This window comes from Paucibacter sp. M5-1 (genome assembly GCF_027498415.2).
Classification (GTDB): Bacteria; Pseudomonadota; Gammaproteobacteria; order Burkholderiales; family Burkholderiaceae_C; genus Roseateles_E.
The window spans coordinates 4,740,208-4,751,153 of the sequence record NZ_JAPZLM020000001.1 but is presented as its reverse complement, the minus strand read 5'-3'; the positions used below and the strand labels follow the sequence as shown (position 1 = coordinate 4,751,153).

General features: G+C 64.2%; 4 protein-coding genes. 1 reads left to right on the top strand and 3 read right to left on the bottom strand.

The window, feature by feature from the left end; all coding sequences use genetic code 11:
* Positions 1 to 3,822, top strand: coding sequence for a pilus assembly protein (locus O5M90_RS22580; protein WP_269837989.1), 3,822 nt, complete (start codon positions 1 to 3; stop codon positions 3,820 to 3,822).
* Positions 3,823 to 3,890: 68 nt separating this feature from the next.
* On the opposite strand, the gene O5M90_RS22575 is transcribed toward O5M90_RS22580, so the two are convergent.
* The 3 genes from O5M90_RS22575 to O5M90_RS22565 all read right to left on the bottom strand — a co-directional run bounded on the left by O5M90_RS22575 (position 3,891) and on the right by O5M90_RS22565 (position 10,945).
* Positions 3,891 to 5,357, bottom strand: a complete 1,467-nt coding sequence (locus O5M90_RS22575) for a glutamate synthase subunit beta (RefSeq protein ID WP_137941507.1) — start codon at positions 5,355 to 5,357, stop codon at positions 3,891 to 3,893.
* A 15-nt stretch (positions 5,358 to 5,372) separates the two neighbouring features.
* The gene (locus O5M90_RS22570; RefSeq protein WP_262971295.1) at positions 5,373 to 10,121 is read right to left on the bottom strand and encodes a glutamate synthase-related protein; all 4,749 of its coding nucleotides are present in this window, start codon (positions 10,119 to 10,121) and stop codon (positions 5,373 to 5,375) included.
* Between the two features lie 116 nt (positions 10,122 to 10,237).
* On the bottom strand, positions 10,238 to 10,945 hold the full coding sequence (locus tag O5M90_RS22565) for an REP-associated tyrosine transposase (RefSeq protein WP_269837990.1): 708 nt from the start codon (positions 10,943 to 10,945) through the stop codon (positions 10,238 to 10,240).
* Between the last annotated feature and the right edge of the window lies 1 nt (position 10,946).

Genomic DNA, 10,946 nt, shown 5'->3' with positions numbered 1-10,946 from the left:
GTGACCGGCCGCCCGCAGGAGAGTCTCATGAAAACCAAGCCTATCAGCGCACCGGCACGCCGGTACTGCACCGGCCTGCTGCTGCTGTCCCTGTTGAACAGCAGCTGGGCCCAGATACAGCTCGCCGACCAGCCCGTGTTCTCCTCGGTCAGCGTGCCGGGCAATATGGCACTGGCCCTGTCGGTGGAGTTCCCGACAGCGATCAGCGTCGCGCACAAGGGTGGCACCTACAGCAGCGCGAACACTTATCTGGGCTACTTCGACCCCAACAAGTGCTACGAGTACAACTACAAGTACGACACCACCACGAAGGTGGATTCGAGCTATTTTTCCCCTGCTAGCCTGGCGACGAGTCGTACCTGCAGCGGCCAGTGGAGCGGCAACTATATGAACTGGGCCACGATGCAGACCATCGACCCGTTCCGCTGGGCCCTGACCGGCGGTTACCGCTCTACCGACACGGCGACGGAGACAATTCTCGAGAAAGCCTGGGCCTCGGTCCAGGGTGGCATCGGCAACTTCCCCGATCGCGCGATCAGCCCGGCCGCGAGCATACCCAAGGCCACGCCGGTCAACTGGACGACGTTCAACACGAGAACCTATGGCCTGGGCAATGTCATGCGATTCACGGCGAGCGGGAATCTGGCAGGCGCCAGTCCCACGCGCTACGACCCGACCAAGCCCCTGGACTCGGCCACCGTTTACCAGCTCTCGGTGAGGGTCAAGGTCTGCGACCCGGCGCTTGGCGTCGACAACATGGAGAAGAACTGCACCAAGTACCCGGCCGGCAACTACAAGCCCACCGGGCTGATCCAGAAATATTCCGACCAGATCCGCTACAGCGCTTTTGGCTATCTCAATGATGGCGATCTCAAACGCGACGGCGCGGTGCTGCGCGCCGCGCAGAAGTTCGTCGGCCCCACACGCCCGGTGCCAGGAGGTCTACCGGTAGGCAATGACAAGCCCGAGTGGAGCGCAACCGACGGAGTCATGCCCCCCAACCCCAATGCTGACAAGGACCCCGAGAAGGACGACGCGGCCGTCACGCTGGCGGCCACTGGCGTGTCGATTACTAGCAGCGGAGTGATGAATTATCTGAACCAGTTCGGCCAGTTCAACAAGAGCTACAAGACTTATGACCCGGTGAGCGAACTGCACTATGCCGCCCTGCGCTACTTCATGAATTCGGGCAATGTGCCGGCTTGGTCGTCGATGGGCAACGCGGGCGAGGCCACCAAGAAAGCCTGGGTCGACGGGTTCCCAGTTGTCACGAACTGGGTAGACCCCATGCTCTATTCATGTCAGAAGAACTTCATCCTGGGAATCGGTGATACCAACAGCCATGCCGACCGCAACTTGCCGGGCGCGACTGGTGCCTCCGAACCCACGCAGCCCGGCGAGGTGACGAACGACAAAATGTTCGATGCCGTGAAAGCCACCAACAAGGTCGGCGAGCTGCAGAACTCCAACAAGTCTCTGGGCACGCAGCAAAACATCGCCAATAACAACGCCGGTGCGCTGATGGCCGGCATGGCGTACTACGCCAACACCAAGGACATCCGACCGGATGAGTCGAAATGGCCGGGCCGGCAGGCCGTCCAGACCTACTGGCTGGACGTGCTGGAAACCGGGTTCAAGAATCAGAACACCAACCCCTTCTATCTGGCCACCAAGTTCGGCGGCTTCACCGTGCCTGAGGGCTTCGACCCCGATGCGCGAACTGATGCCCTGCCAGAGTCCTGGTGGCGCACCAACACGGACACGGTGGGAACGAATATCCCGCGCCCGGACAACTACTTCACCGCCGACCGCCCGGATTTGATGGTGGACGGCCTGACCAAGGCCTTTGCCAGCATCGCCTCCAAGCTCAAGGCCAACACCACCACATTGCAGACCGCCATGCCTCAGGTCACGACCAGTGGCTCAGCCAGCTTTGCGGCGCTGTTTGACGCCACCACCTGGAGCGGTGAGTTGGTCGCCTCGAAATCGACCTTCGATGAAACCACCGGCGGACCGGTGCAGACCGAGTCCTGGAGCTTCTCTGCCAAGCTTGGCAACCAGGCCAAGGGCACCGGCTGGGACACCGGCCGAGTGATCGTCACGCACAACGGCACCAGTGGCGTGCCCTTCCGCTACGACAGCCTGGCCGCATCGCAGAAAACGGCCCTGAACACGGCCTACCGCAGCGGCGACGATGGCAAGGACTACGTGAACTACCTGCGCGGCGAACGCAAGTACGAGATATCGGTAGCGACCGAAAAAACCGACAAGGTATACAGGGATCGCAGCAGCCTAGTAGGCGATATTGTCAACTCCCGCGTACGTGTCGTGGTGGAGCCCAACGAGCGCTACTCGGATGCCACCAATCCCGGCTACAACGACTTCAAGAAGAAGTACGCCAAGCGCAAGGCCATGGTCTATGTGGGGACCAATGCAGGCATGCTGCACGGTGTCGATGCCTCATCGACCACAACGGCTGGCAATGAGGTGTTTGCCTATGTGCCCGGCGCGCTCTATGAAGGCCCCAACGAAACACCCGCCGTTAACGGCCTGCAAGCGCTGGGCAAGCCCGAGTTCACCCACTACAACTTCGTCGATGGCTCGCCGGTGGTGGCCGACGTCGACCTCGGCCGCACAGTTGGCGGCAGCGGTACCAACTGGCGCACCTTGCTGATCGGCTCGTTGGGCAAGGGCGGAAAATCCATTTTTGCGATTGATGTCACCAACCCGGCCGGCACGACCGACGCGACTGAAGCGGCCAATATGGCCACCGAGAGCGGCGCTGCCACCAGGGTGCTGTGGGAGTTTAGCGACAAGGACGGCCTGGGCTTCACCTATGGCGAACCGGCCTTGGTCAAGACACGCAAGTATGGTTGGGTCGTGGTCTTCGGCTCCGGTTACAACAACAAGGACGGCAAGGGCTATCTCTTCATTCTCAACGCGCGCACCGGCGAGCTGCTTGCCAAGATCGAGGCGAAAGGCGGCAAAGAGGGCACTGCCGCCGCACCTACGGGCATGGCCCATGTGCAGGCCTATGTGCCGGACCTGACCGACAACACCGTCGAGAGCGTCTATGCCGGTGATCTGTTCGGCCAGTTGTGGCGCTTTGACCTGACCAAGACCGATGCCGGCGACTATCCGAGCCCGCAACTCTTCGCCGAGTTGAAGGACTCGACCGGCACGGTCGCCCTGCCCATCACCTCGCGACCCCTGGTGGTGATACAGCCCAAAACCAACAGGCGCTATGTGACGGTGGGCACCGGCCGTTTGCTGCACAGCACCGACAGCGGCAACACCCAGGGCCAGCGCCTTTACGCCATCATCGACGGCGTCGGCGTGCGCCCCAACAAGGCGTCGGACCTGCCGGCTGGCATCAGCTTCCCGATTGGCAATGCCAAACTCAAGCAGCTGACCGATCTGACCCGGACTATCGATCTGGATCTGAAAAGCGAGATCGGCTGGTATGTGGACCTGGGGCGCCTGGGTGCCGGCGCCGGCTGGCGGGTGATCTCGGACCCGGCCTCCTTCAACGGCATTGTGGCTTTCGCCGCGATGGTGCCTTCCTCGGCCGACGCCTGTGCGCCGTCGGGCAGCAGCCGGGTCTATGCGATCGATCTGGGCACTGGCCAGTCAGCGTTCGAACCCAACAACAAGACCTTCATCGATCTGGCCGGCGTTGTGACCGATCTGCGCTTCTACAGCGTCAGTGGCAAGCCGAGGCTGCTGGCAGGCACGGACACGGGCAAGATCACGCCGCTGCCCGGCAAGTACAGCGGAAGCCAAGGCCTGAGGCGACTCAACTGGCGCCAACTCAACCAGTAAGCAAGTCCAATAGCAAAGCGCCGGCATCAAGCCGGCGCTGTCGTTTTGGAGATGGGCTTGGCCGCTGCTCAGCGCGGCAACTCACTCTCCCCCATCAGGAACTCATCCACCGCCCGCGCCGCCTGGCGGCCTTCGCGAATGGCCCAGACGACCAGGCTCTGGCCGCGGCGCATATCGCCGGCAGCAAAGACCTTGGGCACATTGGTCTGGTAGCCGCCGGTGAAATCAACGGTGGCCTTGGCGTTGCCGCGGTTGTCCTTGGACACGCCGAAGGCGTCCAGCACGGTCGCGACCGGGGCGACGAAACCCATCGCCAGGAAAACCAGATCGGCCTTCAGCACCTGCTCGGAGCCGGCCACCTCGACCATCTTGCCGCCCTGCCACTCGACGCGCACCGTTTTGACGCCGGTGACCTTGCCCTTCTCGCCCAGGAACTCCTTGGTGGCGATCGCGAACTCGCGCTCGCAGCCTTCTTCGTGGCTGGACGAGGTGCGCAGCTTGATCGGCCAGTAAGGCCAGGTCAGCGGGCGGTCCTCGACCTCGGGGGGCTGGGGCATCAGTTCGAACTGGGTGACGCTCTTGGCGCCGTGGCGGTTGCTCGTGCCCACGCAATCGCTGCCGGTGTCGCCGCCACCGATCACGATCACATGCTTGCCGTCAGCACGGATCTGGCCCTTGAGCTTGTCGCCGGCATTGACCTTGTTCTGCTGCGGCAGGAATTCCATCGCGTAATGGATGCCCGCCAGCTCGCGGCCCGGCACCGGCAGATCGCGCGAGGTCTCGGCGCCGCCGGCCAGCAGCACCGCATCGAACTGGCTCTTCAGCTCGTCCGGGCTGATGCTTTCCTTGGCCCAGTTGGTGATCTTGCTGTCGGCCGGCAGCTCGGCCACCAGCACGCCGGTGCGGAACACCACACCCTCGGCCTCCATCTGCTTGACGCGGCGGTCGATGTGGGACTTCTCCATCTTGAAGTCGGGGATGCCGTAGCGCAGCAGGCCGCCGACGCGGTCGTTCTTCTCGAACACCGTCACCGCATGGCCGGCGCGTGCCAGCTGCTGAGCCGCCGCCAGACCGGCCGGGCCGGAGCCGACCACGGCCACGGTCTTGCCGGTCCGGGTCTTGGGCGGCTGGGGCTTGACCCAGTCCTCTTCCCAGGCGCGGTCGATGATGGCGTGCTCGATGGACTTGATGCCCACCGCATCGTCGTTGACGTTCAATGTGCAGGCCGCCTCGCAGGGCGCGGGGCAGATGCGGCCGGTGAACTCCGGGAAGTTGTTGGTCGAGTGCAGCACGGTGATGGCGTTTTTCCAATCGCCGCGATACACCAGATCATTGAAGTCCGGAATGATGTTGTTGACCGGGCAGCCGCTGTTGCAGAAGGGCGTGCCGCAGTCCATGCAGCGCGCGCTCTGGATCTTGGCCTGGTCGGCATTCAGGCCGATGACGAATTCCTTGTAGCCCTTCACGCGCGTGGCGACGGGCTCATAGCCCTCTTCCAGACGCTCGTACTCCATAAAGCCGGTGACTTTTCCCATGACTTGCTTTCTCTCTTAAACCTTGGCGGCCGAGGCAGGCGCCTTGGCATGAGCAATGGTGTCGGCAGCCTCCTTGGCTGCATGGATCTCGCCCAGCGCACGGCGGTACTCGTGCGGGAAGACCTTGACGAACTTGGCGCGCGATGCGGCCCAGTGGTCCAGGATGTCGCGGGCGCGCTGGCTGCCGGTCCAGCGGTGGTGATCCTCGATCATCTTCTTCAGGATGGCCTCGTCGGTCTGCTGCTCGGCCCCGGCCAGGTGGTGCCAGACCGCGCGCTCCAGTGTGGCTTCCTGCTCGGCGGCCGGCAGCACCTTGTCCAGCGCCACCATGGCCGGGTTGCAGCGGCCGGCGAACTGGCCATCCTCGTCATAGACATAGGCAATGCCGCCGCTCATGCCGGCCGCGAAATTGCGGCCGGTCTTGCCGAGCACGACGACGGTGCCGCCGGTCATGTACTCGCAGCCATGGTCGCCCGTGCCCTCGACCACCGCCGAGGCGCCCGACAGCCGCACCGCGAAGCGCTCGCCGGCCACGCCGCGGAAAAAGGCCTCGCCGCGGGTCGCGCCATACAGCACGGTGTTGCCGACGATGATGTTTTTGGTGGCGTCGCCGCGGAAGTCGATGCTGGGGCGCACGACAACGCGGCCGCCGGACAGACCCTTGCCGGTGTAGTCGTTGGCGTCACCGATCAGATAGAAGGTGATGCCCTGCGCCAGGAAGGCGCCGAAGCTCTGGCCGCCGGTACCCTCCATCTGGATGAAGATGGTCTGGTCCGGCAGGCCCTCGGGCTTGCGGCGGATCAGCTCGCCGGACAGCATCGCGCCAACGGTGCGGCGCACATTGCTGACCTGCTGCATGAACTGCACCTTCTCGCCGCGCTCAAAGGCGGGCAGGCACTTTTCGATCAGCTTGACGTCCAGCGCGTGATCCAGGCCGTGGTCCTGCGTGTCGTTGTGGATGCGGGCCACCTCGGGCGGCATGACCGGGCGGTGGAACACGCGGGCAAAGTCCAGGCCCTTGGCCTTCCAGTGCGTGATGCCCTTCTTGGTGTCCAGCAGGTCGCTGCGGCCGATCAGCTCGTCGAACTTGCGCAGACCCAGCTGGGCCATGATCTGGCGCGCTTCCTCGGCGACGAAGAAGAAATAGTTGACGACATGCTCGGGCTTGCCGGTGAACTTGGCGCGCAGCAGCGGGTCCTGCGTAGCCACACCGACCGGGCAGGTGTTCAGATGGCATTTGCGCATCATGATGCAGCCCTCGGCCACCAGCGGCGCGGTCGCGAAGCCGAACTCGTCGGCGCCCAAGAGCGCACCGATCACGACATCGCGGCCGGTCTTCATCTGGCCATCGGCCTGCACGCGCACGCGACCGCGCAGGCGGTTCAGCACCAGGGTCTGCTGCGCCTCGGCCAGGCCCAGCTCCCAGGGCGTGCCGCAATGCTTGATCGAGCTCCAGGGCGAGGCGCCGGTGCCGCCGTCATGGCCGGCGATCACGATGTGGTCGGCCTTGGCCTTGGCCACGCCGGTCGCGATCGTGCCGACACCGACTTCGGAGACCAGCTTGACCGACACATCGGCGCGCGGGTTGACGTTCTTCAGATCGTGGATCAGCTGGGCCAGATCCTCGATCGAATAGATGTCATGGTGCGGCGGCGGCGAGATCAGGCCGACGCCGGGCACCGAGTAGCGCAGCATGCCGATGTAGTCGGTCACCTTGCCGCCGGGCAGTTGGCCGCCTTCGCCGGGCTTGGCACCTTGGGCCATCTTGATCTGGATCTGGTCGGCGCTGACCAGGTACTCGGTCGTGACACCGAAGCGGCCGGACGCGACCTGCTTGATCTTGGAGCGCAGGCTGTCGCCTTCCTTCAACTCGTAGTCGACCGCGATGACCTTGTTGCCGATCACATCGCTGACCTTGGTGCCGGCCGTGATCTTGATGCCCTTGAGCTCATTGCGGTAGCGGGCCGGATCTTCGCCGCCCTCGCCGGTATTGCTCTTGCCGCCGATGCGGTTCATCGCGACGGCCAGGGTCGCATGGGCCTCGGTGCTGATCGAGCCCAGCGACATCGCACCGGTGGCGAAGCGCTTGACGATCTCGGCTGCGGGCTCCACCTCGTCCAGCGGGATCGCCTTGCTCGGGTCGATCTTGAACTCGAACAGGCCGCGCAGGGTCATGTGGCGCTTGCTCTGGTCATTGATCAGCTGCGCGTATTCCTTGTAGGTCTCGAACTTGCCGGAGCGCGCGCTGTGCTGCAGCTTGGCGATCGCGTCGGGCGTCCACATATGCTCTTCACCGCGGGCGCGCCAGGCGTACTCGCCACCGGCGTCCAGCATGGTTTCCAGCACCGGGTCGTCGCCGAAAGCGGCCTTGTGCAGGCGGATCGATTCCTCGGCCACCTCGAACACGCCGATGCCGCCGACCTGGGTGGCGGTGCCGCGGAAGTACTTCTCGACGAAGTCCTTCTTCAGGCCGATGGCCTCGAAGATCTGCGCACCGCAGTAGGACATATAGGTCGAGATGCCCATCTTGGACATGATCTTCGACAGACCCTTGCCGACCGCCTTGATGTAGTTGTAGATGGCCTTGTCGGCGCTCAGATTGCCGGGCAGCTCGGCATGCATGCTGCTGAGCGTTTCCAGCGCCAGATAGGGGTGGACGGCCTCGGCCCCGAAACCGGCCAGCACGGCGAAGTGATGGACCTCGCGGGCCGTGCCGGTTTCGACCACCAGGCCGGCGGTCGTGCGCAGGCCTTCGCGCACCAGATGGTGGTGCACGGCGGACAGGGCCAGCAGCGCGGGGATGGCGACACGGCTGGCGCTCAGGTGCCGGTCCGAGATGATCAGGATGTTGTGGCCGCTGCGGATCGCGTCCTGGGCTGAAGCGCACAGCGAGGCCAGCTGGGCCTCGACACCTTCATGACCCCAGGCCAGCGGGTAGGTGATGTCCAGCTCGTAGGACTTGAACTTGCCGTTGGTGTGCGACTCGATGCCGCGCAGGCGCGCCATGTCCTTGAAGTCCAGGATGGGCTGGGTCACTTCCAGCCGCATCGGCGGGTTCACCGCATTGATGTCCAACAGATTGGGCTTGGGGCCGACAAAGCTGTTCAGGCTCATCACGATGTTCTCGCGGATCGGGTCGATCGGCGGGTTCGTGACCTGGGCGAAAAGCTGCTTGAAGTAGTTGTACAGCGGCTTGTTCTTGCTCGACAGCACCGCCAGCGGCGAGTCATTGCCCATCGAGCCGATGCCCTCTTCGCCATTGGTGGCCATAGGCGCCATCAGGAACTTGATGTCTTCCTGCGTGAAACCGAAAGCCTGTTGGCGCTCCAGCAGCGGCGTCTCGAAGACCACGGGCTTGACCTCGGTCACTTCGATGTCGTCGAGCTTGACGCGGACGTTGTCGATCCACTGGCGGTAGGGCCGCGCGTTGGCGTACTGGTTCTTCAGCTCCTCGTCATCGACGATGCGGCCCTGCTCCAGGTCGATCAGGAACATCTTGCCCGGCTGCAGACGCCACTTCTTGACCACCTTGCCCTCGGCAATCGGCAGCACGCCGGACTCGGAGGCGAGGATGACCAGATCGTCATCGGTGACCCAGTAGCGGGCGGGGCGCAGGCCATTGCGGTCCAGTGCGGCGCAGACCTGGCGGCCGTCGGTGAAGACCATCGCGGCCGGGCCGTCCCAGGGCTCCATCATCGCGGCGTGGTACTCGTAGAAGGCGCGGCGGCGCGGGTCCATCAGCTCGTGCTGTTCCCAGGCTTCCGGGATCATCATCATCGCCGCATGCGCCAGCGGATAACCGCTCATCGTCAGCAGCTCGATCGCGTTGTCGAAGGTGGCGGTGTCGGACTGGTGCTCGAAGCTGATCGGGTAGAGCTTCTTCAGGTCCTCGCCCAGCACCGGCGACTTCATCACGCCCTCGCGGGCCCGCATCCAGTTGAAGTTGCCCTTGACCGTGTTGATCTCGCCGTTGTGCGCGACCATGCGATACGGGTGGGCCAGCGGCCACTCGGGGAAGGTGTTGGTCGAGAAGCGCTGGTGCACCAGCGCGATGGCCGAGACCACGCGTGGGTCGGCCAGGTCCTTGTAATAGCTGCCCACCTGGTCGGCCAGCAGCAGGCCCTTGTAGATCACGGTGCGGCAGCTCATGCTGGGCACGTAGTACTCGCGGCTGTGGGTCAGCTTCAGCGCCTGGATCGCGCTCGAGGCGGTCTTGCGGATCACATAGAGCTTGCGCTCCAGCGCGTCGGGCACGATCACATCGGTGCCGCGGCCGATGAAGATCTGCCGGATGATGGGTTCCTTCTCGCGCACCGTCGGCGACATCGGCATCTCGCGGTTCACCGGCACATCGCGCCAGCCCAGCAAGACCTGACCCTCGGCCTTGATCGCGCGGGCCAACTCCTGCTCGCAGGCCAGACGCGAGGCATGCTCCTTGGGCAGGAACACCATGCCGACGCCGTACTCGCCCGGGGGCGGCAAGGTGATGCCCTGCTGGGCCATCTCGGCGCGGTAGTAGTCGTCCGGGATCTGGATCAGGATGCCGGCGCCATCGCCCATCAGCTTGTCGGCGCCGACAGCACCGCGATGGTCCAGGTTTTCGAGGATCTTAAGACCTTGCTGAACGATGGAGTGGGCCTTCAGCCCCTTGATGTGAGCGACGAATCCGAGGCCGCAGGCATCCTTTTCGTTCGACGGGCGATACAAGCCATGTTCGGTCAGGTCTTGGATTTCGGCTTGTTGCAACTCTGTGGCCTTGGTCATGGCTCTCTCCACGCTATCAGCAATGGCGCGAAGCGTACTGCGCCGCAGCAAAACCATCAAGTCCGATTAAATGGGGTCAGACTCAATTTAAAACCCATTGAATCAGGCTGCGCCGATTAATTGGGGACAGAGTCACCGACACGCTTGCGCGGGCGCCCCCGGCTGCGAGGCGCCATCGGGCGGTCGACCTGTGCGGCAAGCCCTTGCAAGAAACTTGCCGAGCCGAGCGGCCAGCCCTTCAGGGCCGAGGCCGTCAGTGCCCCGACCTCCTCGGCGCTGAGGCCCTGCTCCAGCAGTTCGCGGTAGGCCGCCTCGCGCTCGAAAGGCGTGTTGCCCAGCGCCCAGTACATCGGATGTTCGGTGACCAAAGGATCGCGCCGGCGCCCCAGATGGTGGGCGCAGCTGGACCAGGGGTAGGCGCCAGCATCCACCGCCATGCCGGCCCGCAGCGGATTCAGTTCGATATAGCGCGCACAGGCCAGCAGATGACGCTCGCCCTCGATCAGCGCCGCCCGGAAGCGCCCTTCCCACAAGGTGCCGCTGCGGCCATGACGATGGTTGAACCAGCCTACATAGCGCCGCCCCAGCGACTGCATCATGCGGCTCAGGCCATCCAGGTGCTGTGGTGTGGCGAGCAAGTGCACATGGTTGTCCATCAGCACATAGGCATGGATGGCGACCTGATGGGTTAGCGCACACTCCCGCAAGGTGGCGAGGAAGTGTTGCCGGTCCTGGTCATCGACGAAGATGGCCTGGCGGTTGTTGCCGCGCTGAATGATGTGGTGGGGCTGGCCGGGTAGCACCAGGCGGGGAAGTCGGGCCATG